The organism is Spirilliplanes yamanashiensis (genome assembly GCF_016863475.1).
Lineage (GTDB): Bacteria > Actinomycetota > Actinomycetes > Mycobacteriales > Micromonosporaceae > Spirilliplanes > Spirilliplanes yamanashiensis.
On record NZ_BOOY01000018.1, the window covers coordinates 61165 to 84820 of the forward strand.

General features: G+C 72.9%; 25 protein-coding genes and 14 tRNA genes. 10 read left to right on the plus strand and 29 right to left on the minus strand.

Translation table 11 applies throughout. From position 1 onward, the window contains the following. Positions 1-6: 6 nt before the first annotated feature. Genes Sya03_RS12270 through Sya03_RS12300 form a run of 7 tightly spaced genes read right to left on the minus strand, consistent with a single transcriptional unit; the run spans position 7 to position 7116 of the window. Positions 7-882 (minus strand): FAD-dependent oxidoreductase, encoded by an 876-nt coding sequence (locus Sya03_RS12270; protein WP_203938386.1) that lies wholly within the window; start codon positions 880-882, stop codon positions 7-9. Between the two features lie 47 nt (positions 883-929). Continuing rightward, on the minus strand, positions 930-1877 hold the full coding sequence (locus Sya03_RS12275; protein ID WP_203938387.1) for a class I mannose-6-phosphate isomerase: 948 nt from the start codon (positions 1875-1877) through the stop codon (positions 930-932). After that, the gene (locus Sya03_RS12280; RefSeq protein ID WP_203938388.1) at positions 1874-3085 is read right to left on the minus strand and encodes an ADP-dependent glucokinase/phosphofructokinase; all 1212 of its coding nucleotides are present in this window, start codon (positions 3083-3085) and stop codon (positions 1874-1876) included. The genes Sya03_RS12275 and Sya03_RS12280 overlap by 4 nt, the downstream gene beginning before the upstream one ends. Position 3086: 1 nt before the next feature. Beyond that, complete coding sequence (locus tag Sya03_RS12285) at positions 3087-3950, minus strand: ketose-bisphosphate aldolase (RefSeq protein ID WP_203938389.1); 864 nt, start codon at positions 3948-3950, stop codon at positions 3087-3089. Positions 3951-3982: 32 nt separating this feature from the next. Further along, positions 3983-4828, minus strand: a complete 846-nt coding sequence (locus tag Sya03_RS12290; protein WP_203938390.1) for a carbohydrate ABC transporter permease — start codon at positions 4826-4828, stop codon at positions 3983-3985. Between the two features lies 1 nt (position 4829). Beyond that, complete coding sequence (locus Sya03_RS12295; RefSeq protein WP_203938391.1) at positions 4830-5771, minus strand: carbohydrate ABC transporter permease; 942 nt, start codon at positions 5769-5771, stop codon at positions 4830-4832. Between the two features lie 55 nt (positions 5772-5826). Beyond that, positions 5827-7116, minus strand: coding sequence for an ABC transporter substrate-binding protein (locus Sya03_RS12300; RefSeq protein ID WP_203938392.1), 1290 nt, complete (start codon positions 7114-7116; stop codon positions 5827-5829). 264 nt (positions 7117-7380) lie between these two features. Between Sya03_RS12300 and Sya03_RS12305 the strand changes: the two genes are divergently transcribed. Beyond that, complete coding sequence (locus Sya03_RS12305) at positions 7381-8187, plus strand: DeoR/GlpR family DNA-binding transcription regulator (protein WP_239107407.1); 807 nt, start codon at positions 7381-7383, stop codon at positions 8185-8187. Here the strand turns inward: Sya03_RS12305 and Sya03_RS12310 are convergent. From Sya03_RS12310 to Sya03_RS31530, 17 genes are all read right to left on the minus strand, one after another. Continuing rightward, the gene (locus Sya03_RS12310) at positions 8184-9089 is read right to left on the minus strand and encodes an aldo/keto reductase (protein ID WP_203938393.1); all 906 of its coding nucleotides are present in this window, start codon (positions 9087-9089) and stop codon (positions 8184-8186) included. The genes Sya03_RS12305 and Sya03_RS12310 overlap by 4 nt on opposite strands. A gap of 31 nt (positions 9090-9120) precedes the next feature. After that, complete coding sequence (locus Sya03_RS12315; RefSeq protein ID WP_203938394.1) at positions 9121-11034, minus strand: hypothetical protein; 1914 nt, start codon at positions 11032-11034, stop codon at positions 9121-9123. A 128-nt stretch (positions 11035-11162) separates the two neighbouring features. Beyond that, positions 11163-11237, minus strand: a tRNA-Cys gene (locus tag Sya03_RS12320). Positions 11238-11243: 6 nt separating this feature from the next. Further along, a tRNA-Arg gene (locus Sya03_RS12325) sits at positions 11244-11316 on the minus strand. 5 nt (positions 11317-11321) lie between these two features. Beyond that, positions 11322-11403 (minus strand) — tRNA-Tyr (locus Sya03_RS12330). Between the two features lies 1 nt (position 11404). Beyond that, a tRNA-His gene (locus tag Sya03_RS12335) sits at positions 11405-11478 on the minus strand. A 2-nt stretch (positions 11479-11480) separates the two neighbouring features. Beyond that, positions 11481-11552 (minus strand) — tRNA-Val (locus tag Sya03_RS12340). A 26-nt stretch (positions 11553-11578) separates the two neighbouring features. Then, a tRNA-Arg gene (locus Sya03_RS12345) sits at positions 11579-11647 on the minus strand. Between the two features lie 29 nt (positions 11648-11676). Then, positions 11677-11761 (minus strand) — tRNA-Ser (locus tag Sya03_RS12350). A gap of 10 nt (positions 11762-11771) precedes the next feature. Then, positions 11772-11845: transfer RNA gene (locus Sya03_RS12355), tRNA-Leu, on the minus strand. 13 nt (positions 11846-11858) lie between these two features. Continuing rightward, positions 11859-11931 (minus strand) — tRNA-Ala (locus tag Sya03_RS12360). A 16-nt stretch (positions 11932-11947) separates the two neighbouring features. Then, positions 11948-12020, minus strand: a tRNA-Leu gene (locus Sya03_RS12365). Between the two features lie 39 nt (positions 12021-12059). Further along, a tRNA-Gly gene (locus tag Sya03_RS12370) sits at positions 12060-12132 on the minus strand. Positions 12133-12261: 129 nt separating this feature from the next. Next, a tRNA-Gly gene (locus Sya03_RS12375) sits at positions 12262-12334 on the minus strand. A 12-nt stretch (positions 12335-12346) separates the two neighbouring features. Then, positions 12347-12419 (minus strand) — tRNA-Glu (locus Sya03_RS12380). 97 nt (positions 12420-12516) lie between these two features. Further along, positions 12517-12590, minus strand: a tRNA-Trp gene (locus Sya03_RS12385). 72 nt (positions 12591-12662) lie between these two features. Next, on the minus strand, positions 12663-12788 hold the full coding sequence (locus Sya03_RS31530; protein ID WP_275411445.1) for a hypothetical protein: 126 nt from the start codon (positions 12786-12788) through the stop codon (positions 12663-12665). A gap of 249 nt (positions 12789-13037) precedes the next feature. Here Sya03_RS31530 and Sya03_RS12390 point away from each other — a divergent pair, with 249 nt between their 5' ends. Genes Sya03_RS12390 through Sya03_RS12400 form a run of 3 tightly spaced genes read left to right on the plus strand, consistent with a single transcriptional unit; the run spans position 13038 to position 15156 of the window. Then, complete coding sequence (locus tag Sya03_RS12390; protein ID WP_203938395.1) at positions 13038-13778, plus strand: hypothetical protein; 741 nt, start codon at positions 13038-13040, stop codon at positions 13776-13778. Further along, positions 13775-14689, plus strand: coding sequence for a hypothetical protein (locus Sya03_RS12395; RefSeq protein ID WP_203938396.1), 915 nt, complete (start codon positions 13775-13777; stop codon positions 14687-14689). The genes Sya03_RS12390 and Sya03_RS12395 overlap by 4 nt, the downstream gene beginning before the upstream one ends. Continuing rightward, the gene (locus Sya03_RS12400; RefSeq protein ID WP_203938397.1) at positions 14683-15156 is read left to right on the plus strand and encodes a hypothetical protein; all 474 of its coding nucleotides are present in this window, start codon (positions 14683-14685) and stop codon (positions 15154-15156) included. Before Sya03_RS12395 ends, Sya03_RS12400 begins: the two co-directional genes overlap by 7 nt. A 101-nt stretch (positions 15157-15257) precedes the next feature. Here Sya03_RS12400 and Sya03_RS12405 read toward each other — a convergent pair whose 3' ends face one another. Together Sya03_RS12405 and Sya03_RS12410 are read right to left on the minus strand one after the other, a co-directional pair. Continuing rightward, the gene (locus Sya03_RS12405; protein ID WP_203938398.1) at positions 15258-15761 is read right to left on the minus strand and encodes a hemerythrin domain-containing protein; all 504 of its coding nucleotides are present in this window, start codon (positions 15759-15761) and stop codon (positions 15258-15260) included. 335 nt (positions 15762-16096) lie between these two features. Further along, positions 16097-16597: a hypothetical protein gene (locus Sya03_RS12410; RefSeq protein ID WP_343949640.1), complete on the minus strand. Its 501-nt coding sequence runs from the start codon at positions 16595-16597 to the stop codon at positions 16097-16099. A gap of 454 nt (positions 16598-17051) precedes the next feature. Here Sya03_RS12410 and Sya03_RS12415 point away from each other — a divergent pair, with 454 nt between their 5' ends. From Sya03_RS12415 to Sya03_RS12425, 3 genes are all read left to right on the plus strand, one after another. Continuing rightward, positions 17052-17456: a LapA family protein gene (locus Sya03_RS12415; RefSeq protein ID WP_203938400.1), complete on the plus strand. Its 405-nt coding sequence runs from the start codon at positions 17052-17054 to the stop codon at positions 17454-17456. Between the two features lie 97 nt (positions 17457-17553). Next, positions 17554-18111 carry a DUF5994 family protein gene (locus Sya03_RS12420; RefSeq protein WP_203938401.1) on the plus strand — a complete coding sequence of 186 codons (558 nt, stop codon included), beginning with the start codon at positions 17554-17556 and terminating at the stop codon, positions 18109-18111. A gap of 172 nt (positions 18112-18283) precedes the next feature. Continuing rightward, complete coding sequence (locus Sya03_RS12425) at positions 18284-18496, plus strand: hypothetical protein (RefSeq protein WP_203938402.1); 213 nt, start codon at positions 18284-18286, stop codon at positions 18494-18496. Between the two features lie 32 nt (positions 18497-18528). Here the strand turns inward: Sya03_RS12425 and Sya03_RS12430 are convergent, their stop codons facing one another. Beyond that, on the minus strand, positions 18529-18999 hold the full coding sequence (locus Sya03_RS12430; RefSeq protein ID WP_203938403.1) for a sigma-70 family RNA polymerase sigma factor: 471 nt from the start codon (positions 18997-18999) through the stop codon (positions 18529-18531). A gap of 242 nt (positions 19000-19241) precedes the next feature. Between Sya03_RS12430 and Sya03_RS12435 the strand changes: the two genes are divergently transcribed. From Sya03_RS12435 to Sya03_RS12445, 3 genes are all read left to right on the plus strand, one after another. Beyond that, positions 19242-19952 carry a GAF and ANTAR domain-containing protein gene (locus Sya03_RS12435; RefSeq protein ID WP_203938404.1) on the plus strand — a complete coding sequence of 237 codons (711 nt, stop codon included), beginning with the start codon at positions 19242-19244 and terminating at the stop codon, positions 19950-19952. Positions 19953-19986: 34 nt separating this feature from the next. Then, the gene (locus Sya03_RS12440) at positions 19987-20715 is read left to right on the plus strand and encodes a GAF and ANTAR domain-containing protein (protein ID WP_203938405.1); all 729 of its coding nucleotides are present in this window, start codon (positions 19987-19989) and stop codon (positions 20713-20715) included. Between the two features lie 132 nt (positions 20716-20847). Further along, positions 20848-21207: a hypothetical protein gene (locus Sya03_RS12445; protein ID WP_203938406.1), complete on the plus strand. Its 360-nt coding sequence runs from the start codon at positions 20848-20850 to the stop codon at positions 21205-21207. A 95-nt stretch (positions 21208-21302) separates the two neighbouring features. On the opposite strand, the gene Sya03_RS12450 is transcribed toward Sya03_RS12445, so the two are convergent. Next, positions 21303-22187, minus strand: coding sequence for a Gfo/Idh/MocA family protein (locus tag Sya03_RS12450; protein WP_203938407.1), 885 nt, complete (start codon positions 22185-22187; stop codon positions 21303-21305). Between the two features lie 29 nt (positions 22188-22216). Continuing rightward, positions 22217-23425 carry an ROK family protein gene (locus tag Sya03_RS12455; RefSeq protein WP_203938408.1) on the minus strand — a complete coding sequence of 403 codons (1209 nt, stop codon included), beginning with the start codon at positions 23423-23425 and terminating at the stop codon, positions 22217-22219. Between the last annotated feature and the right edge of the window lie 231 nt (positions 23426-23656).

Sequence of the window (23656 nt, forward strand, 5' to 3'; positions counted from 1 at the left end):
GTACGATTACGCGACCGCCTCGCCCACCGGCTCGGTGCCGCGCAGCAGCTCGGCGATGGCCGGGTCGGGCAGCTCGTCGGCGAACCGCTGGAACCCCTCGGCGTCGGTCGGCGCGCGGTCGCCGTGGTAGCCGCCGAGGGTGACGAACCACCGGTCGCCCTCGACCGGGAAGGCGGCGCCGTACCGCCGGTGGTCGGGCGGGCTCTCCGCCGCGACGAGCATGCCGGGCCCGCCGAGCCGGTCGCACCGGCCGCGGACCAGCCGGGTGGTGTAGTGCATGCGCACGGTGACGACCGACTCGGGCGGGGCGGGGAAGCCCAGCTCGCGCAGCCAGCCGTCGGAGCGGCTGCCGCGCCCGCTGGCGTCGACGACCAGGGCGGCCGGCAGCCGCTCGCCGCCGGCCAGCTCGACGCCGTCGACCCGCTCGCCGGGGCGGCCGGTCAGGCCGGCGACGGCCGTCTCCGCGCGGACCTCCACGTTGGGCAGTGCCTGCAGCCGACGCCGCACGCAGGTCTCCAGCAGGGGCCGGCTCATGCAGAGCATCTCGATGCCGCTCTCGGCGCGGGCCCGGTGGCCGCCGAGCTGCCACACGATGGCGTCGCGGACCACGTCGATCCACCGCGCGCCCGCCTCGACCAGCTCGGCGGTCAGGCCGGGGAACAGCCTCTCGAGGACCTCACGGCCCACCGCGAGCAGCACGTGCGGGTGGGCGCCCTGCGGCACGCCCCGGCGGCTGTCCGGCGTGGCGGGCAGGCTGTCGCGGTCGAGAACGGTCACCCGGGCGAACCGGTCCGCCAGCACCCGCGCGGCCGCCAGGCCGGCCATCCCCGCGCCGATGACCACGGCGTCGCCGGCCGTCGCGGCCGGTGTCTGCTGCTGCACGACGTGCAGCGTGCCAGCCCGCCCGCGGCCGTGTCCAGGAGCCGGGGTCAGGGCGCCGCCGACAGGCGGATCGCCTCCACCGGGCCGTCGAGGGCGAGCTCCCCGGCGGCGTACGGGACGAGCAGCGTGTCGCCGCGCCGCACCGCCCGGTCGTCGTCCGCGCCGCGCAGCCGACCCTGCCCGGCGACGACGACCAGGACGCCGAAGCCGCGCGGCACGCGGTCGCCGCCGCGCAGCCGGCTGGCGGCGAAGAACTCGTCCGCCGCCGCGGGCAGCAGGCGGTCGCCGCCGCGCAGGGACTCCAGCCGCGCCGGGCTCCACGCCCGGCGGTCCACGCACTGCAGCGCCAGGTCGTAGCCGAGGCCCAGGTGGCCGTCGGCGAGCCCGAAGTCCTCGTACTCCAGCAGCACGGAGAAGTCGGTCGGTTCCTGGACCTCCACGAGCAGGATGCCGTCGCCGATGGCGTGCGGCAGCCCGGCCGGGCACAGGATCGCGTCGCCGGCCGCGACCGGGACGCGGTTGGTGGCCGCCAGCATGTCCTGCGTCCGCTGCCCGGCCACCCAGCCGGCCAGCTCCGCCGCCTCGACGTCGCGGGCGAAACCCAGGTGCACGTACGCGCCGGGGCGCGCCGAGACGATCACCCACGCCTCGGTCTTGCCGTACGGCGACGCCAGGTGCGCGGTGGCGAAGCGGCGGTCCGGGTGCGCGTGCAGCGGCAGGCGCTGGCCGGCGTCGAGCAACTTCACCAGGACGCCGGTGTCGGTGCGCCCCGGGCCCAGCCACCACCCGGGGTCGGCGGCGACCGCCTCGGCCAGCACCCGGCCGTCGGCCAGCGTGGACAGGCCGGCGGGCGCCAGCCCGAACCGGCTCGTCACCGAGCCCACCCAGTCCTCGGGCCGGTCGGGCGCGGCGGGCACGGTGCGGAACCCGGCGATGCGCCCGGCGCCCCGGTAGAACGTCGGCGGCTGGTTGGCGGGCAGGGTCTCGACGGTCATGGGTGATCCCTCCGGCGGGAGAGCGCGACGTCGGTGAGGAACCCGCCGACGAAGGTGTCGCCGAGCCCGACGGTGGTGGGGTCCGGCACGTCGAGCACGAACCCGGGGACGCAGCGGACCGCGTCGCCGAGCAGCGCTTCCAGCGCCGCCGCGAAGGCGGCCGACTCCGTGCGCCGCGGCCGCCGGCGCAGGGCCGCGACGTCGGCGTCGGTGAGGCCGTCGCCGTGGCTGTACCGGGCGGCGGCCATGACGGTGCCGGTGTCCAGGGCGCCGGCGTACCGCCCGGCGTCGCGCCCGTACGCCAGCGCCCAGTACCGGGTGTGCACCACCAGCGTCGGCGCCGGGATGAGCGCGTGCACCGCGGCCAGCGCGGCCGCCACGTCGGCCGGCGACAGCAGGTCCACCGGGCGGCCCAGGTGCGCCTGCAGCTCGTCCTCGTTCATGCCGTACACGTCGATCGCGTCGAGCAGCGCGTCGCGGACCCGCCGGCTGAAGGCCGGCTCGTGGTACGCCGCGTCCTCGAAGTAGGTCACCGCGGACGGCGGGAGCTGCCGCATGTGCGAGCGCAGCTCGGCGAGCCGCGCGTCCAGGGCGGCTCGGTCGCGCATGGCGTTGAACCCGGAGATCAGGAAGATCTCCGCCGCCCGCAGCGCCGGGCCGAGCGCCTCGCTGAGCAGCATGGCCTCGTTGGCCGGGTCGTTGACGTAGATGAGCCGGTTCGGGTACGGCGCGGTGACGTCGATGTCGCCGGCCCGGACCCGCAGGCCCCGGTCGTACTGGACGATGAGGTGCGGGTAGTGGGTGTCCTCGGTGCCGCTGTCCAGGTACGCGGCGCCCGGCGGCAGCAGCCGGCGCACCGTGTCGTTGACGCTGACCAGGTGCAGGGTGGACGGCACCCCGAGCCGGCTCATGAGCAGCCCGGCCCGCACCGACGTGCCGCCGATGGTCGCCCGGTGCGGGAACCGGCCGGCGAACGCGGACAGGGCCGGGGCGGAGGCGACGTAGTGCTCGCCGCCCCCGCCCCGCGCCACGTACCCGAGGATCGACACCACGAGGTCGCGCTCGCCGGCCACCGCGCGCGGGGCGGTGAGCTCCGCGGCGGTGATCCCGTGGTCGGCGACGAGCTGCTCCAGGACGTCTGCGGTCAGCTGCACCTCGTAGTCGACGCAGCCGCCGAGGCCCAGGACCACCCGGGACGCGTCCGCCATGTCAGTAGAGCGAGCCCTTGCCGGCGGCGCCGAACAGCTCGATCTTCTGGGCCGCGACCTCCTTCATGGCCTGCACGCACGCGGGCTGGATGGCGTTGGGCTCGCGCACCTTGGAGTCGCTGCCCAGCACCTCCCGCATCTTGTCGTGGTAGGCGACCTTGATGTCGGTCGAAATGTTGATCTTGTTGATGCCGGTCCGCGCGGCCTCCCGGATCTCGTCGTCCGGGTTGTTGGAGCCGCCGTGCAGCACCAGCGGGATCTGCACCCGGCCCTTGATCTCCTTCAGCAGGTCCAGCTTCAGCTCCGGCTTCAGGTGCGCCGGGAAGAACCCGTGGAACGTGCCGATGGCGATGGCCAGCGAGTCCACGCCGGTCTGCTCGACGAAGCGGACCGCGTCGTCCGGGTCGGTGTAGATGATCTCGGCGGCGCCCGACTCGGCGTAGCTGTCGTTCGCGCCGATCGTGCCCAGCTCGCCCTCCACCGACACGCCGAGGATGTGCGCGGACTCGGTGACCTTGCGGGTGATCGCGACGTTCTCCTCGAACGGCTTGAGCGAGCCGTCGATCATGACGGACGTGAAGCCGAACTGGATGGCGTGCAGGATCTCCTCGTAGCTCGCCCCGTGGTCCCAGTGGATCGCGATCGGGACGCTCGACCGGTGCGCCCGCTCGATGATGCCCCGGATCATCTCGGGCCCGATGTGGCGGACCTCGTCCGGGTGGATGGCGACGATCAGGGGCGCGTTCGTCTCCTCGCTGATCTCCACGATGCCCTTGAACATCGCCCAGTCGCTGATGTTGAAGGCTGGCACGGCGAAGCTGTGCTCGTTGGCGACGTCCAGGATCGTCTTGCCGGTCGTCAGCATGTCTGCGTTGTCTCCTTTGGCGTTGCTGGGGGTCAGGCCTTGACGGCGCCGGCGGTCAGCCCGCCGATGAACCGGCGCTGGAACAGCAGGAAGAGGACGAGGACCGGAATGGACCCGAGGATGCTCATCGCCATCATCTGGTTCCACTCGTAGGAGTGCTGGCCCATGAGCAGCTGGATGCCGATCGGCACGGTGCGCATGTCGTCGGTGCGCGTCAGCGTCAGCGCGAACAGGTACTCGTTCCACGAGATCATGAACGTGTAGACGCCGACGGCGATCAGACCGGGCACCGAGATCGGCACGAGGATGCGCCACAGCGCGGTCCAGCTGGTGCCGCCGTCGACCTTGACGGACTCGTCCAGTTCCTTCGGCAGGGTGTTCAGGTACGCGGTGATCATGATGATCGCGTACGGCAGGGTGAACACCATGTGCGTGAGGATCAGGCCGGGATAGGTGTTGTACAGGCCGAGCGCGACGACGAGCCCGAAGTACGGGATGACCAGGGTGATCGGCGGCACGGCCTGCACGCTGACGATCACGGCGTTGATGGTCTTCTGCCCGGGGAACGTGAAGCGGCTGAACGCGTAGCCGGCCAGGATGGCGACCAGCAGCGTCAGGACGGTCACCGCGAAGGCGACGATGTAGCTGTTGAGGAAGAACCGCAGCTGGGCCCCGTTGCCCAGGATCTCGGCGTAGGCGTCGAACGAGAAACTCTCGGTGATCAGTTGCGGCGGGTTCTGGAACACCTCGCCGTTGCTCTTGAGCGACGTGGACAGCATCCACAGCACCGGCAGGGCGGCGAACAGCCCGCCGATGACCAGCCCGGTCAGCACGCCCGCCTTGGCGAACCGCTGCCGCGTCCTCAGGGTCGTCGTCATCTCAGCGCTCCTTCTGCAGGCGCACGTAGAAGAAGGCCAGCACCATCGTCAGCAGCAGCACGATCACCGCGGCGGCGGACGCGGTCGCGAACTCGTACTCGCTGAACGCCTGCTTGTAGGTGAAGGTGCTGAGCACCTCGGTGACGTTCAGCGGGCCGCCGCCGGTCAGCATCCAGATCAGCGCGAACTGCTGGGACGTCCAGATCAGGTCGAGCACCGCCATGCTGATGATCACCGGCCGCAGCTGCGGCAGGGTCACGTTCAGGAAGCGCTGGACCGGGTTGGCCCCGTCCACGGCGGCCGCCTCGTACAGGTCGTTCGGGATGCCCTGCAGCCCGGCGAGCAGGCTGATCATGAAGAACGGGTAGCCCGACCAGATGTTGACGAATGTGACCGCCCAGAGCGCCTTGCCGGGGTCGCTGAGCCAGTTCACGCCCTCCTGCAGCAGGCCGAGCGTCTGCAGCACGTAGTTGACGACGCCGGACGGGTCGAGCAGCAGCCGCCAGATGACGGCGATGACCGCGATCGTGAACAGCCAGGGCAGGATGTAGACGATCCGGAAGATCGCCTTGGTGACGCCGCCGAGCAGCTGGGTGTTGAGCATCATCGCGAACGCCAGGCCGAGGATCAGGTGGGCCACGGTGCTCACCGTGATGAAGATGGCGGTGTTCTTGAGCGCGGCCAGGAAGTTCGGGTCGGTCAGCACCGTCGTGTAGTTGGCGAGCCCGGCGAACACCGAGTTCTCCTGGACGATCACGTTGTCCCGGAACGAGTAGCTGATCACCATGACGATGGGGATCACCATCAGGACCACGATCAGCACGATGGTCGGGGACAGGTAGCCGAACGGGCTCAGGCGCCGGGTGAGCGTCGTGCGCGGCCGGTCGGGGGTCACCGGCTCCTGGGTGGGCGCCGTGGTGTCGGGCGCCGTCGTGGATGTCATCGCTGTCTCCTAGGTCGGGCGCCGCGCCGGCGGACCGGCGCGGCGCCCGGGCCGGCTACTCGATCACCGAGGACCAGGACTCCTGCGACTTGGCCAGCGCGTCGTCGACGCTCGCCTTGCCGGTCAGCACGAGCTGCAGCTGCTCGTCGAAGCTGCGCATCAGGTCCTCGGACTTGGGCAGGCCGACGAACTCGTTGGCCGGGTAACCCTGCTGGTAGATGTCGAACGCGGTCTTGAACAGCGGGTCGCTCGTGCTGAAGTCGGGCTGGGCGTTCTTGTTGCCCGGGAAGCCGTTCGCGATCGTGCTGAGCTTCGCGTTGGTGTCCTTGCTCATCAGGTAGGACACGAACTTGAAGGCCTCGGCCTTGTGCTCGGTCGAGTCGGAGATGCCGATGCCCCAGGAGGCGTACGGGATGCCGCGCTTGCCGGTGTAGCCGTCCTCGGCCGGCACCGCCGCCACCTCGAACTTCAGGTTCGGCGCGTTCTCCTTGATCAGGTTGATGTGCGCGAGCGAGTCGATCATCATGCCGACCTGGCCGTTGGTGAACTTCTCGACCTTGTCCTGTTCCTTCATGGTGAGCGCGCCGGGGGCGATGACGCCCGCGTCGTTCAGGCTCTTGACGTACTCCACCGTGCTCTTGACCGGGGCGCTCTGCAGGTTCGGCTTGCCGTCCTGCAGCATGCTGCCGCCGGACGCCCACAGCCACGACATGACGTCGTTCTGGATGCCGTTGGGCACGGCGGTGTCGAGCGGCAGCGCCCAGCCCTTGACGTCGCCGCCGGAGGCGCTGATCTTCTTGGCCGCGTCGAGGAACTCGCTGCGGGTCGCCGGCGTCTTGTCCACGCCCGCCTTGGTGAGCAGGTCCTTGTTGACGAACAGCGGGTAGACGAAGTTGACCACCGGGATCATGTAGGTCTTGTTCTCGATCTGGACCTGGCTGGCCAGCTCGGCCGGGTCGTACTTCGCCTCGGTCATCAGCTCGGACATGTTGGTGATCGCGCCCTGCTTGGCGAAGTCGCTGACCCAGGCGCCGTCGAGGCCGACCACGTCGGGCAGGGTCTTGGACGCGGCCCCGGTGACGAGCTGCTGCTTGGTGGACGCGTACGGCGCGCTCAGCAGCTTGATCTTGATGTTCGGGTTCTGCGCCGTGAAGTCGTTGATGATCTTGTCGAACTCGCCGGCCGGGAGCTCAGCTCCCCACCACTGGGCGAACTCCAGCGTGACGGCGCCGCCCGCATCGGTGCCGCCCGCGTCGTCCGACCCGCACGCCGCCGCTCCGAACGCGACCGTCACGGCCGCGGCCGCCCCTATCACTCGCTTCAGCCGGGTGACACCTACCGCCATGGCGGGCTCCTTCGGTATCGAGATCTTTCCGCTCTGTGCTGTGTTGGCGTCACGTTAGCAGCGTGTTACGGGCATGAACAAGAGTAGAACCGCAGACAACTGCGAACTGCGGCATACTGTTGCGGCAGGGAGTCGCGCTCAGGGCCGCTCACGCAGGGCTTAGGCTGCTCCGGGCCGGGGCTTGCCGCTCTGCGCGGCTCTCTGCGGCGATGGGCGCGAAGGTGCGCATTTGTGGCATACTGCCGCACTGACGAGGGGGATTCAGTGAGCGTCGACAGCAACGAACGGCAACGCCACCTGCCCGCCGGGCGCAAGGCCCAGCTGGCCGCGTACGTCGCGGACACCGGTCAGGTCACCGTGGGCGAGCTGGCCGAGCGCTTCGGCGTCTCCATCGACACCGTCCGGCGCGACCTCGACCAGCTGGCCGCCGACGGCGTCCTCGTGCGCACCTACGGCGGCGCGGTCAGCCGGTCGACCGTCACCCGAACCGACCGCGCCGTCGACCAGCGCCTCAGCGTGCAGGAGCAGGAGAAGGAGAAGATCGCGGCGCTGGCCGCGACCCTGGTCCAGGACAGCTCCACCATCATGATCAACGGTGGGACGACCACCCTCGCGCTGGCCCGCACCCTGGGCCAGCACCGCGACCTCACGGTGGCCACGAACAACCTGCTGGTCCCCGGCGCGCTGCCGCCCGCGGCGGTGCGCGACATCTACGTCTTCGGCGGCGCGGTGCGCTCCCTCACCCTGGCCACCATCGGCCCGGTCAGCTTCCGCTCCAGCACCGGCGCCGACCTGGACATCAGCTGCGACCTCGCGCTGATCGGCGTCGGCGCCGTCGACGCCGAGGCGGGCTACACGACGAGCAACCTCGCCGAGGGCGCGATGATGCAGGAGATGATCTCCCGGGCGGCCCGGGTCGCCATCCTCGCCGACTCCTCCAAGTTCGGCCGCCGCCTGTTCGCCCAGGTCTCCGAGCTCGGCGCCGCCGACTACCTGATCACCGACGCCCCGCCCGCGCCCGACCTGCGCGACGCCCTGGAGGCCGGCGGCGTCGAGCTACTCGTCCCCTAGCTCCACGGCAGCTCCGACCGCTCCCGCCAGTACCGGGCGGCCGGCACGGCCAGGTCCGCCCACTCGCCCGGATCGGCGGTCCCGGCCCGCAGGTTCGAGGCCAGCTGGTCGCCGGTCGCCGCCCCGGACAGCACCACGGACGCCCACGGCTGGGCCAGCGCCGCCGCCAGCGCGGCGACGTCGCCGGGCCCGTCCACGGCGAGCCGCCCGTTGGCGAGCGCCTCCTTCACGATCACCACGCACCCCGCGTCGCGCGCCTCGGCCAGCGCCGGCCCGGCGCTGGGCTCCAGCAGGTTCCAGGTGGCCTGCACGCTGCGGAACAGCGGCCGCCCACCGACCTCGACGCGCAGCGCCGCCCGGATCGCCTCCGCCTGCGCCGGGCCGCTCGTCGACACCCCGATCACCGTGCCGCGCCCGGCCAGCTCCGCGAGCCGGCCGTGCAGGTCCCGGTCGTGCAGCGCGGGGCTGTCCGGCGTCACCGAGTGGATCTGGTACAGGTCGAGCCGGTCGCCGAGCAGCGCCCGGGTCTCCCCCAGCTGGCGGTCGAACGTGGCGGCGCCGTGGTCCTTGACCTCGTGCACCCCGGCGTCGACCCGCCACCCGGCCGTGTAGGTGTAGCCCCACTTGCTGCCCACGACGACGTCGGCCGCGTCCGGGCGCTCACGCAGCCAGCCGGCCAGGAACTCCTCGGCCCGGCCGTACGAGCGGGCCACGTCGACGTACCGGACCCCGGCCGCGTACGCCCGGTCGAGCAGCTCGTGCGCGCGGGCCCGCATGGCCTCGACCGACCGCCCGGCCGGCAGGTCCGCGGCCCGGCCGAGGGTGATGTAGCCGGGGCGGCCGACGGCGGCCAGCCCCAGCCCGATCCGCGACGCACCGCTGAGACGGTCGGCGAGCTCCATCGCCCCATCCAACACGGCGCGGCGCGCGCCGTCATCCGCGGGCGAACGACCAGGTGGCGATGCGCTGCGGATCGGTGAACGTGAGGGTGTCCTCGCCGCAGGTGTACGTCGCCGCCACCGCGCCCGGCACGTTGCCGGCGGCGCCGTTGGCCCCGCTGACGTCCTGCACGACCTTGCTGATCGGCGTCCGGGTGTACAGGGTGCGCTGCAGCGGCGACGTCATCGTGATGGTGACCGCCGCCTTGCCGAGGGACACGGCGGTCGGCGCCCACGGACCCTTGTCCGCGGCGAGGGTGTCCTTGCCGACCGTCCCGGTGATCGCGCCGTGGTAGGTCGCGCGCATCGAGACGATGTCCGCCGAGATGGTCGCCGGCTTGGCGCCCTCCAGCGTCATCGTGTACCGGCCGTCGGCGCCGATGACGAGCCGGGTGCCGGCCGCGCCGGAGCCGCGCAGGCCGATGTCCGGGATGGACCACCGCACGCCGGTGCCGCGCCAGTCGCCGACCAGGCACGAGTCGGGTTCCCCGCACGCCTGCTCCAGCGACAGCCCGGCCACGCCGACGGAGGCGTCGCGCAGGCCGCCGGTGACGCCCAGGTACGCCTCGCTCGCCAGCGTCACGAACTCGCGCCCGGCGCCCGGCGACCCCTCCGGGCAGCTGCACCCGCCGGGACGCGTGCAGAACGACGTGCCGCCGAGGCTGTCGAGCGCGCGGTCGGCCTCGCCGGCCGGGCCGAGCTTGCCGCGGGCGCCGGCCGACGGGCTGAACCGGATCACCTCGGCGCCGAACCGCAGCAGCTCCAGGTGGGTCGCCTGGGCGGGAGACTTCACGGTGTGCGTGCCACCGCTCGGCACGGCGGCGGTGACGACGTCCGCGCCGCCGCCCGGCGCACCGGCGCCCGTGATCGTCCAGGGGCTGCCCGGCCGCCGGCCCATGGCGTAGCTCGGGCCCCAGTTGTCCAGCACCGACCCGTCGCCGACGGCCGCGTGGAACGCGTCGTCGTGGTGGCCCTTCAGGTACGCCGCGAAGATCGGGAAGATGCGGCTCCACACGTCGACGCCGTTGTGGGCGAGCATCGCGTAGAAGCCGATGGCCGTGTACGTGCGCTGGAACAGCCGGCCGATGTCGGTCGCCAGGTAGATCTGCCACTCGTCGTCGGTGACCTCGGACGGGCCGGCGACCGCCGCCGCGGCGTACTCCGGGAAGCCCTCCTCGATCCACGGCGCGGCGTACGCCCCCTTGAACTTGTCCATCAGGACGCAGTGCATGGTCTCGTGCACGATGACCGCCCACACGCCCTCCGCCGTGTAGCCGGGCGCCAGCAGGACCGGGTTGAGGTGGATGGTGCAGCCGCCGGTCGCGCCGGTCCGCGCCACGCAGTCCACCGCGTACGCGACCGCGTCGCCCTCGAGGTTGCGGGTGTTCACCACGATCGTCGGCCGGTTCCGCATGGTGTGGCCGACCTTGCCGGTCAGGATTCCGAGGGCCTTGTCGAGCTGCGGCCGGTACGCGGCCCCCTCCTCGCTGTCCGCGCGGTGGCACTCGGCGTTCGGCCCGCGGCGCCGCACGGCGTCCCCGCCGGTCCCGCCGACGCCGCCCTCCAGCGCGACGCGGGCCGCGTCCTGCTGCGCCGGGGTCAGCGCCTTCCAGTGCCGGGTCAGCCACCGCACGGCGGCGGTGCCCGAGCCTGCCGCGCGCCGCGGCCCGGACACCTGCGGCACCCCGGGCAGCGGGGCGACGGCGACGGAGAACGCGGCGAGCGCGGTGGCGGCGTCCACGGTCCCGTCGGGCTTGACGCGCTCCTGCACGGCGTCCCACGCCGTCTTCACGTACGGGCTCGGCGCCGACGGCGCGGGCCCGCCCTTCCCGGCGTCCCGGGGACTGCCGGAGCAGCCCGTCACGGCGACGGCGACGAGCACGGTGACGGCGGCGAGCAGGCGACGCATCGGCGGTTCCCCCGGGTACGCACGAACGGTGACGCGCCGAGGGTAGGCCCGCGCACCCGCCCCGGGGTGCGCGCGATCGTGCAGCCGAAGGTGCCTGTCCCTTCCACAGTGGATGGCGATCGACGAGATGGAACCCGAAGCCGGATTCGAACCGGCGTACACGCGTGTTGCAGACGCGCCCCTCACCACTCGGGCATTCGGGCCTGGCGTGCCCCCGGCTGGGATCGAACCAGCGGCCCCCAGGTCCGGAACCTGGTGCTCTGTCCGCTGAGCTACGAGGGCATACGTGCGGGCGACAGGATTCGAACCTGCTCAGCGCATGCGACCGGGTTACAGCCGGCCCCGACTCTCCGACGTCGGCGCGCCCGCGTGGGGTGACCGGCCGGAGTCGAACCGGCGCCTCCAGGACCACAACCTGGCGCTCTACCAGTGAGCTACGGCCACAGTGCCCGTACCAGGTGTCGAACCTGGGACCTCCGCCGTGTGAAGGCGGCGCTCTCCCGCTGAGCCATACGGGCCTTGCCCTGTGCTGCGTGTTCCGGCCTGGACCCGAGCAGGATTCGAACCTGCGACCCCCTGATCCGTAATCAGGTGCGCTCTCCGCTGCGCCATCAGGGCATGGTCCCGCCGGCGGGACCGGTGCGGGAGGGGCGGGATTCGAACCCGCGGACGGTCGCCCGTCCCCGGCTTAGCAAGCCGGTGCCTTCGGCCACTCGGCCACCCTCCCCTGTCGTGCGTACCCGGAGCGCGATTCGAACGCGCACTGTGCCGGTCCTGAACCGGCCGCCTCCTGCCGTTGGGCTACCCGGGCTAGATCTGGTGCGTGGACCCGACCGGACTCGAACCGGTCACCTCCGCCGTGCTAGAGCGGCGCTCTCCCTGATGAGCTACGAGCCCGTGCTGGTGTGCTGCGTGCCCTCGGCGCGATTCGAACGCGCACCGTCCAGGACCTCGACCTGGTGCCTCTGCCGTTGGGCCACGAGGGCGTGGTGCCGACCGCTGCGGGCGAACCGCCCCGCGGACCGAGTGGCTACCGGGAGTCGAACCCGGGACCTCGACGTTGGCGACGTCGCGCTCTGCCGACTGAGCTACAACCACGAGGCGTCGCACCGGGGGCGGGGCCGGCCGCGTTGACCGGGTTGCGCTGGTCCCGGTCAGCGAGCCCAGCCGGGGATGATCCCCGGCCGAGCCGGCCCGCGGCGCGGCCCTTGCCCCCCGATGGTGCCGAGCGGCCCGCGGGCATCGAACCCGCTTCTCCGGTGTGGAAGACCGGCGTGTCCGCCGAGTTCACCAGGACCGCACGTGTGACGCGCAGGCCGTACCGGGATCGAACCGGTGATCTCCTGATCGAGAGTCAGGCGAGCGTTCCGCTGCTCCGACGGCCCATCGGCCCGGGGCGCACCCCGGGCCGGAACAATGTCCATTGCCATCCGCTGTGGAATTGTCAAACATCAGCACCTCCGGGCATGCCGGGGCGACGCGCATGGGCGGCAGGAATCGAACCCGCAACACACGGCTTTGGAAACCGTTGCTCTACCGGATTGAGCTACACCCATAAGGGGTGGAACAAAAAGAAAGCCGCCTGTCCCGGACGGGGAAGGCGGCGCGCTCGCGGCTGGTTGCCCGCGTCAGTCGCGCCATCGTCCCAGGTAGGACCACTCGCCGTAGTGACCGGCCGATCGCCCGGCGACGGGCAGGACGGCCGCACCGCACAGCACGCGGTGCTGCCGGCTGGTCGACGTCTGCCGTGTCATGGAAGGCTCCCTGCCCGAGTCGGTCGTGGTGACGTCAACGAGAGTACGGAACCCGCAATGGCCCGGCAAGGGCATTAACGACACCGATTCACCGAACCCGAAATGCGCACTCACCGCGTAACCGGGCTCGCCGACGTCGACCTGGAGCCGGATGTCCCGGCGGTGGCGGCCCATGGCCCCTACCGGGTTGCCTGTAGCGGTCGCACGCTCGAATGAGAGCTCTTTCCCGGCTCTGCCGCCCGACAGGAGGTGGCCGCCGTGCCCGTGCCGGATTCCGCAGCTCCCTGGGTGGGATCGCTGCTGTGGCTGATCGCGCTCATGGTGTCGTCGTTCGTGGTCACGTGGGTCTGCACCGACAGGCTGGGCATGCGACGCACCCCGTACATCGGGGTGCTGGCCCTGATGACCGCTGCGCTCGGGGCGGGCTATCTGGCCTGGCTCGGCGTCGGAGCGGCGGATCTGCTGACCGCGAACTGGGTGTGGGGGCTGCTCGGCGCACCGGTCGCCGGGCTCTTCCTGGCGTTGGCCATCCGGCGCCTGCCGGGTGGTCAGCGGCTGACCGGCCGCCGCCTGACCGCCGCCCTGGGGTGGGAGGCCCTCGTGTACGGGACCACCGAGGGTGTCCTGCTGTCGGTGCTGCCGGTGCTGATGACCTGGCAGATGATCCACTCGCTCGGCTGGTCCGGGCCCGGTGGGGTGATCGCCCGCGGGACGCTGCCCATCGCCGCCAGCCTCGCCGTCATCGTCGTTCACCACCTGGGCTACTGGGAGTACCGCAATCACCTCCTGCGGCCCATCGCGCTCGGCTGCGGCCTGATGTCGGTCGCCTACCTGGTGACCGGCAGCCCGATCGCTCCGATGCTCGCCCACGTGATCAGCCACGCGGCGAGCCTGTACCACGGCGCGGAGATGCCGCCGCACACACGCGGCGCGGCGCCCGAGTCCTACGGCCTGGAATCCGCCTCGTCCGGCGGGAGGTCACCCCGATGAATCTCGTGCCGTGGGCCGTGATGGGCGCCGTACCGGCGACCTTCTTCGCCCTCGCCGTCGTCCCACGCATACGCGCATGGGGCGCGACGCCGGACGAACTGTCCCGGGTGTGGCCTGGCGACGACCTCGTGCCGCACCCCGGCTTCGTGTGGACCAACGCCGTGACCGTCGAGCGCCCGGCGGGGGACGTGTGGCCCTGGATCACACAGCTCGGTCAGGGACGCGGCGGGTTGTACAGCTACGACTGGCTGGAGAACGCGATCCTGGCCGATGTGCACTCGGCCGCGGAGCCGGTGCCGGCGCTGCAGCGTCCCCTGCGGGTGGGCGAGGCGGTCGTCCGGATGACCCGGTACGCGCCGTACAACCCCGTCGCCCGGTACGACCCGGGCCGCGCCCTCGTGCTCGGCGCGGTGACCGACACGCCCGATCAGCTCCGGGCCGGCGGTGCGAGCAGCACCTGGGCGTTCATCGTCGATCCGGTCGACGACCGGCGTTGCCGGCTGGTCGTGCGGTCCCGCAACGGCGGAGTCGCCGCCCGCCTGCAGGGACCGATCCAGTTCGTCATGCAGCGCAGGATGATGCTGGGAATCAAGCAGCGGGCGGAGGGCGTCTGGTCGCCGTCCGCCGCCGACGTGCTGGTGCCACTGTCGTGGTTCGTCGCGGCTGCTGCGGCGGCGGTGCACGGCCGACGCGCGCTGCGTGCGGGCCGTGCGCAATCACCGGCCGCGGTGCTGGCCGGGCTCGCCGCGGTCGGCGTCCAGACGCTCCTGTTCTGGGACATGCGCGCCGGGCTCCGGGCCGTCGTCACCACCGCGCTCGCCGTTTCATCCCGCCTGTCCCACGAGGCCGCGGCGTCGGGGCGTCAGCGGGACACCGCCCGTGGCCGGACGCCTGAGGAGAAGCCATGTTGACCGCCGAGAAGCCCACCATGTGGCGCAGCCGGTACGACATCACCAACGATGGCGGCAGGGTGGCGCGGTGGGAGCCGTCGTGGTGGCGATCCGGAGGCGCCTTCGAGCTCGACGGCCAGCGGTACCAGGTGCACGGCAACGCACTGGGCAGCCGCTTCGAGCTGATCGACCGGACCGGCCGGCAACTCGCCTCGGCGCGGCGGGTCGGCCGCAAGCGGTGGACGGTGCGCTCCGGCGACCGCACGTACGAGTTCCGCCGGGCCTCGATGTGGCGCGGCGACCAGGAGTTGCTGCTCGGCGACCAGGCGGTCGGCTCGGTCCGGCGGTCGAGTGTGTGGCGCGGTTCCGCGGTCGCCGACCTGCCCGGCATGCCTGAACCGGTGCAGGTGTTCGTGCTGTGCGTGGTGCTGGCCATGTGGGACGCCGAGACCGTGGCGGCGGTCGCGGCCTCGTCCGGCCACGCCTGACCGGAGGGCGGGGGCGCGCCGCTCCTCGATGACGAACCGGACCGGTCGTGGGTCCGGCTGCTCCGGATCCCGACGACCGGTCCCGGCCGTGGTGCCGCGTGTCAACCCGCCGCACCGGTCTGCGCGCCGCGCTGGGCGCCGGCGTGCATCGCCGCGAACATCGCAGCGGCGGCGTCGGCGGTGAGTTCGGCATCGAGGATCAGCAGGTACACCTCCTCCTCCTTGGCGAAGTGCAGCCGGATGATCGCGTACAGCCCGTACAGCAGGCGCTGGCCGCTGCGCCGCTGCTCCGGGGTCGGCGGACCGTCGAGGGCATCCCGGACCTGCTGCAACTGCCGGGTCAGTTCGACCACCTCGTCGTGATCCCGTCGCATGGTCGCGGTGGCCCCCGGCGCCCCCATCGCCCGCTCGACCACGGGGTAGAGGACGGCGTCCTCCGCCTGGGCGTGCGGGATGAGGTGGTGGTGCAGGAACTCCAGCACGTCGTCGAGCGCCCGCCGGAGACCGCCTCCGTCGCCCTCGGCGGCTTCGGCGGCGGCGCGTAGCGCCTCGATGTGCGGCAGCAGCCCCTGGTGCTCATCGTGCAGTGGTTTCGTCACGCTCATGGCGTCGGCCCTCCTGGGCTGGGTGATCACCTGCCATCGATCCAGGCTATGACCGCGGCCGATCGGCGCCGTAGGGCCGAAGGGCCGTCATGTCCGGCGTCGTGACGGCCCGGGATCGCTGGGCCCGTCTGCCGTGCGGGCCGGGTGCCCGCGCCCGGCGTGGTCGCCGGGCCGCTGCGCTCAGGACCGCCGGGTGAGGCGACGCCTGCGTGATCGGCGCCGATCAACACCGGCTGATCAACGTCGCCGGCAACCTGCTGCGAGGGTCGTCCGCCGCCGGCGGGGACGGTGGGCACAATCTGCCGGCGTGCGGCGGACCGTCCCACCACTGGCACTCAGCTGAGCCAGGTGTTGCGGCATACAAGCGGCGTCGCCGTCCACGGGCGGCCGAAACCCCAGGTGTTGCCGGCCCTCAGGAGGGCCAGGACGACCAGGACGGCGGCGTAGATCAGGTGGTCGTCCATGAACGGGTTCGTCTCCGGCGGCAGGACCGCGGTCCACAGGAGGACGGTCAGCAGCGCCCCGGCGGCCGCGGCGATCCGCATGCCGATGCCGAGCAGGGCGGCCATGAACAGCGCATCCGCGACGACACTGCCGGCGATGGCGTTGTAGAGGCCGGTGAACGGGCCGGTGGCCGCCTTGCCGAGGAACCCAGCCGTGGGGCTGCCGCCGTCGATCCACCCGTTCGCGCCGGTGGTGCCGCGGCCGAGGCCGAACAGCTTGTCCAGGAACGCCCACAGGAACACCCAGCCGAGGGCGAGGCGGATACCGGCCAGCACATATCGCGCCGCGGTGGCCGCTCGTGGCGACACCGCGAACGCGCGGTCCGGTCCCACAGGCGATCGGGAGGTGCCGGGTACCGGTCGCCCGGCGGTGACCAGGCGACTGACGGGGGCGGGGGTCTCGCGACCGTTGGCGATGTCGACCATCGCGTTCACATTCCTTCGTGTTGCTCATGGTGCACGATCCGCGGCGCGTCGAGCGCGCGACGGATGGATCAGCACGGTGCCCGCTGGAGCCGGATCGGCATGCTGGATCGACGGCCCTGGAAGGGCGAAGGCGGCGGTGGGCTCACGCCACCGGGGGCCCGGCCTCGGCCAACCGCAGCTCGTGGTGCGTTTCAGGACCAGCGATCCGGCCGGCCCGGCGTCGGCCGTTTCGCCGGAGGCACGCCCGCGACCGGCTGCTGGGAGCGCGAGAGGCGTACAGTTGAGGTGTCGCTCTGGACCCCGGTGGCAGGCATTCCCCCGCCAGTGGGATGCACCGCACAACGGAGAGGCGGCGGTTGTCGTGACCGCAGCACAGGACCACCAAGACGCCCCCACGCCGGACGACGACCACACCGGGCACTCCGACGGCACACCACCGGCGCAGGCCGGGACGGCTGTGCCGCGTTCGCGGACCGGCGGCCTCTGGGTGGCCGCCGTCGCCTTCGCCGCCGTGCTCCTGCTGCTTCTGATCTTCGTGTTGCAGAACGGCCAGCGGGTCGACGTGTCCTTCCTCGGCATCCACGGAAGCCTGCCGCTGGGCGTGGCGCTGCTGCTGGCCGCCGTCTTCGGCGTGCTCCTCGTCGCGCTTCCCGGCACCGCCCGGATCGTGCAGCTCCGGATGCTCGGCCGCCGTCGCGGCCGGCGCACGGCAGGCACCCCGCCGATCGACCGGGAACCGCCGCGGGAGGACCCGGCGCGCCGGTGACCGTACCGGTCCCCCTCAGGCCGGCCCGCGTACCCCGGGCCGGCGCCCACCACCGGTGGCGCCCGCGTCACCCCGATTCCCGTCAGGACGGCCCGCCATGACCAGCATCACCGCACGCGCCACCATCGTGGCGCCCACAGCGTCGTCGTCACCGCCTCGCCTGACCCTCGCCCCCGTCCGGGCCGGCCGGGCGGTGCTGGACGGCGCGTGGTGGCCCCGATCCCTCGACCCCGGCACGGAACTCCGCGGACTCGTCCGGGCCCTGTCCGTCCGCTACGGACCGATCCGCCACCTCATGCTCAACAGCGTCACCTGGGACACCCGGCCCCGCCGGCTGGCGATCGGCGACGGGGCGGTGGTGCGGGTGGGCTGGTTCGCGAGCGTCGATCCGGCCGTGGTGATCGCCACGACCCACGCCGGCGACCAGATCGACCTGCTCGTGGTCCCGCCGCGGACCGCGCCCGCGGCGGCCGCCGTCGCGATGGCCGCGGCGGCGGACCCGGCCGACCTCAGGCGTGCCTCGGCGATCCTCGCCGCGATGCCGGCGGCGCCGGTCCCCGGGGACGGGGCGGACGAGCAACCGGTCTGGGACGACGAAGGCGGCCACACCGCGGACCGCCCGGACCGTGCCACCCACCGAAGCGCGGAGAGCTGACATGCACCGGTCGGGCACCACGGCAGCACGCGGACGGCTCGAGGTGTTCGTCGTGGCGATGATCCTGCTCCTGCCTCAGTTGCTCACCGTGCTGCTGGGCGGCGACTGAGCTGGACGGAGCCCGCCGGCGGCCACGTCCCGCTCCCACCCACCAGCACCGCGAGGAGTACGAATGAACGACACCGTGTACGTGGACAAGACCGAGGTGATCGCGCAGCTGCGCGAGCGGCGGCTGCACGCCAGGGCGCTGTGGGTCGACCGGGAGTTCCCGGGGCTCATCGACGCCGGCAGGAACCAGTCGCTGTTGCGGATGCTCGGCATCGATGTGGACGCCGTGACGGCCGGGGAACTGACGGCACCGTCCTCATCGGCCGGGAACCGGTGACCGGACGCGGGCGGCCCGTCCGGGCGGCGGTGTCACGACCGCGCCGTTCCCGGCCCTCGGCCGCATGTGCGGCCGGCGAGGGTGAGCCCTGCCGCAGCCGCACGGATCGGGGCGTCGCCGTTGCCCAGTAACGCGGTGAGCTCGAGCAGGGTGTGCTCGTCGTGGCCGGTCCCGTCGAGCGGCTGCCCGTCCCCGGACCGCGTCCGGTCGTCGACGCGCCGGGCGATGATGGACAGGATCCAGGCCCACGTCTCGTGCCCCTGAGGGTCGGGGTGGTGGCCGGCGAGGTGCCAGATCTCCACGAATGTCGACCGGGTCACTGCCCGCGCGTCGGCCGGCGGCAACTGGCCGACGGCGCAGCGCCACACTCGCAGGGCCAGCATCGTGTACAGCGACCGGAACGCCAGGCGGTCGTGGTCCGCGACACGGGCGACGAGATCGTTCATCCGGGCCTCGCGGCGACCCGCGAGGTGGATGGTTGCAGGGTCCGACGGCTTGACCATGATGCGCTCCGGCTGTGTCTCATCACTCACGGACGCGCCGCCATGGTCCGGAGCGGCAGACAGGACCGATGCTAGCCGTTCCGACCGGCCCGGGCGCCGCCGGACGGCACGTCCACCCGAACGGGTCGCCTGACCGGTCCGGGCGCGGCCGCGGGTCCGGTGCGGGAGTACGGTGACACCGTCGGCCTTCGCGGGCACGCCGCCCGTGTTCGTCGGCATCCAGCGGAAGGTGCGGGGATGTCATGAGCAACCCCGGCGATCGCGTCGCGGCGGTCCGGCGCCTGATCGCCGAACAGCCGCCCCGCCCGGGCGGCCAGGGCCTGCTGCAACGGGTGTGCCGGGCCGCGGCGGGAGCCCTGACAGCGTCGGGTGCGGGGGTCAGCGTGATGACCGCGGACGGGACCCGCGGCATCAGTGCGGCCTCGGATCCGGCCAGCGAACACGTCGAGGAGCTGCAGTTCGTCCTCGGCGAGGGCCCGTGCATCGACGCGTTCACCACAGCTCGCCCGGTGCTGGTCGCGAACCTGGCCGACGGCGCGACGCGACGCTGGCCGGCGTACGCCCCCCTCGCCCAGGAGGGCGGCCTGCGGGCGGTGTTCGCGTTCCCCCTGCAGATCGGCGCCGCCCGCCTCGGTGTCCTCGACGTCTACCGCGACCGCGCCGGCGCCCTGACCAGCGACGAGATCGCCTGCGCCCTCACTTTCGCCGACGTCATCGTCGACGTGCTGCTCGACCGCCACCCCGACGCCGGCACACCCGACGCCACCGACGCGGTGGCGTACCGCGCGGAGCTGTTCCAGGCCCAGGGCATGGTCATGGTGCAACTCGGCGTCGCGATCGATGAGGCCATGGCCCGCCTCCGCGCCCGCGCCTACGCCGAGGACCGGCCGCTCGGCGACGTCGCGCGCGACGTCGTCGCAGGCCGCCTCCAGCTGGACCCAGACCTACCGTGATCAACCGACCGTCCCGACGATGCCGGAGGCAGGCATGACCACCCTTTCCGCCCAGCGCCTGGCGGCAACGTTCGTCGACGTCGCCGACACCCTGATCGACGAGTTCGACCTCGTCGAGTTTCTGCACATGGTGGCCGACCGGACGGCGACGCTCGTCGGGGCGGCGTCCGCCGGGGTGATGCTGGCCGACGAGCGCGGCCGGCTCGAGTTCATGGCCGCCTCCGACGAGAACGCCATGATGCTGGAACTGTTCCAGCTGCAGAACAGCGAAGGCCCGTGCCTGGAGGCGTTCCGGACCGGCCGGCCCGTCGTCAACGTCGACCTGGGCGGCGCGGCCGACCGGTGGCCGCTGTTCGCCCCGCGGGCGACCGCGGCGGGTTTCGCGTCGGTGCACGCGTTCCCGCTGCGGCTGCGGCGCCAGGTGATCGGGGCGCTGAACGTCTTCGGCACCCCCACCGGCGGCGGGTTCGACGAGGCGGACGTGCCCGTCGTGCAGGCGCTCGCCGACATCGCCACCATCGGCGTGCTGCAGGAGCGCGCCATCCGCCACGGCGAGATCCTCACCGAGCAGTTGCAGGGCGCCCTGAACAGCCGCATCGTCATCGAACAGGCGAAGGGCGCCGTGGCACAGGCGCACGGCGTCAGCGTGGACGAGGCGTTCGGCATGATCCGGGCCTTCGCGCGGCGGCGCAACCGGCGGCTGACGGACCTCGCGCGGACGATCGTCACCGACCCGGCGACGCTGCGCGCGCTGAGCCGGTGACCCGCTCGGCGGCAGGCCGGGGGCATTGGCACACCCGCCGGCTTGCCGCGGTCGGGACATCGGCGAAGGGTTGAGCCGACCCCGACCCGGGACCCCGGTCGTCACCTCACCGGGACCGGCGGTCCTGATGCGATGCCCGCGCAGCGACACAGCGCTCGTGACCGCGGCGGCCACGCTGATGGTTCTGGCAACGCCCGCGGCCGCCTCGGCGGAGCGGCCCGACGCCGACGGCCGCCACGTCGCGGTGGTGTCGTCCGTCGCCGACCCCGGCCCGGTGACTCCGACGACGCCGAGGACGTCTTCGTCCACGACCGGCGCACCGGCACCACCCGCCGGGTCAGCGTCTCCACCGCCGACACCGAGGCGAACGGGCGCAGCCTCGGCCCGGCCCTGACGGCGAACGGCCACTACGTCGCCTTCCACACCGACGCAGCCGACGTCGCGCCGGGCGACACGAACGCCGCTCAGGACGTGTTCGCGCGCCGCCTGTGACGGGCTCGGTGGCTACCTCGTCCTGCAGGTAGCCACCACCGTCGGCGCTCGACGGGCGTGCAACCAACCCTTCTGCCCCGCCGGTACACCCGTGGTCAGGCTGCCCGGGCGCCGGCCCGGTCGAGAAGTGCCTGGAGCATCAGCGCGCGGCGCACGTCGAGCGGGTGCGGCACGCCGTCGCGGACGGCGGTCGCGAACTCCGCGCGCAGCACGGGCCAGCACTGTGCGTGGTCGACCGTCGCGAAGTCGAGCGCCAGCGTGCCGCCGGGTCCGAACAGCTCGATCCCGGCCCGGGAGGACGGCAGCCCGACGGCGCCCGACAGCGACAGCTGGCTGACCGCCCCGCCGCGGTGCGCGCAGGTCAGCTCGACCCAGCGGCGGCCGTCGCCGACAGCGTGCACCTCCTCGACGGGCCCGAGGGCGGCGTCGGCGAGGTCCAGCAGGTGCGGGCCCAGGTCGGGCAGCGCGCCGTGGGTCAGCCGCCAGCCGGTCGCCATCGCGCCGCCCAGGAACGCGCCGTGCAGGTAGCAGGCACGGGCGCCGGACGCGTCGAAGGTCGCGGCGTCGGCGAGGAAGGCCCGGGTGGTCGGGTGGTAGCGCTTGGTCAGCACGAGCTGGGTGACCACGCCGTGCTCCGCGACGGCGTCGGCGACGGCGCGGGCCCCGGCGAGGTTGAGCGCGAGGGGCTTCTCCAGCAGCAGCGCCTTGCCCGCCGCGGCGGCCCGGGGCGCCAGTTCGGCCTGCACGTCCGGCGGGACGGCGAAGGCGACGGCCTCGCACCGGTCGAGCAGCTCGGCGTACGAGCCGGCGGCGTGGGTGCCCAGCCGGGCGGCGAGCTGGGCGGCGGCCTCCGGGCGGCGGGCCCAGACAGCCGCCAGCCGGGTCTCCGGGCCCGCGGCGAGCATGGGGCCGTGCATCGTTCCCGCCCAGGGGCCGGCGCCGACCAGCCCGACCTCGATCGTGCGCGTGCCGGGTTCCATCGGGCGGTCCTCCCAGGAGTGGGGTGCGGTCAGCGGAGGGCGGGCACGGGCGCCGGCATCGTGCGGGCGAGCTCGGCGTCGACGGCGGCGGGGGCGTACACCCGGTCGACGACCATGGCGTGCCCGCCGGCCACCGCCGAGCGGGGGCCCAGCAGGCTCGCGGTAACCTGCAGGTGGCGGGTCGAGCGGGGCAGCGCGCGCTGGTAGAGCGTCTCGCGGACGCCGGTGACGAAGTGGATGTCGGCCAGGTCGCCGGCGATGACGAGCACCGCCGGGTTGAGCAGGCAGACGACGGTGGCCAGCACCTCCCCGACGAGCTTGCCCGCCGTCCGGGCGAGCTGGGCCGCCTCGGCGTGGCCGGAGCGGATCCGCTCGATCAGCTCGGCGCCCGACGACGTGGGTGTGCCCGCCGCGGTGAGCCGCTGGGCCAGCGCGAGCCCGCTGGCCACCGCCGCCAGGCAGCCGTGCAGGCCGCACTCGCAGCGGGCCTCGGGATAGTCGTGCAGCGGGATGTGGCCGATGTCGCCGGCGCCGCCGTCGATGCCGCGGTACACCTGCCCGTCGACGACCACGCCGGCGCTGATGCCGGTCGCCACCTTCACCAGGACCAGCGCCGGGCAGTCGGGATAGTGGACGGTCTGCTCCCCCAGCGCCATCAGGTTGGCGTCGTTGTCGACGAAGACCGGGCGGTCCCAGGTGCCGCGCAGCCGGTCGGCGATGGGGTAGCCGTCCCAGCCCGGCATGATCGGCGGCTGGGTGACCATGCCGGCGTCGAACTCGACCGGGCCGGGGACGCCGACGCCGATGCCGCGCACCCGGCCGGCGTCCTGGCCGGTCCGGGCCAGCAGCCGGCGGAACGCGGCGTCGACCCAGCCCAGCACCGGCTCCGGCCCTTCGCCGATCTTGATGGGCTCGTGCTCCTCGGCGAGCGCCCGCCCGCCGAGGTCCACGACGGCGGCCCGGGCGTGGTTCCCGCCGAGGTCGGCGACCAGCACCGTGCCGTGCCCGTTGTCGACCTCCAGCAGCTCGGCCGGCCGGCCGCCGGTGGACTCGTCGACCCCCGAGGCGCGCAGGTACCCCGCCGCGCGGAGCAGGTCGATGCGCTGGGTGATGGTCGACCGGGACAATCCCGTGTAGAGCTGCAGCTCGCCGCGGGTCCGCGCGCGCCCGGTGCGGACGAGCCACAGCAGGTGCCCCGCCGAGTTCTGGTTGCCGTCCGGCCTAACCCTCGTCGGCACCGGCCCTCAGCCCCTCGGTCGGCAAGCGTGCAGCAGCGCAGCGGTTCGTCACGGGCCGTAGCCTAGGGACGACGCGTCGCCGGGGTGGCGTTTGACGAGCCCGGCGCGCGCACACCACCCAATCGATGGCTTCGCGGGGAGCCGCCCGGCACTAATGACCGGCGGCCAGGCATAAGTCCCCGGCGGGTTGGCGCAAGTATCCGGGTTCTGCTGCGCACGGCGTCCACTTCG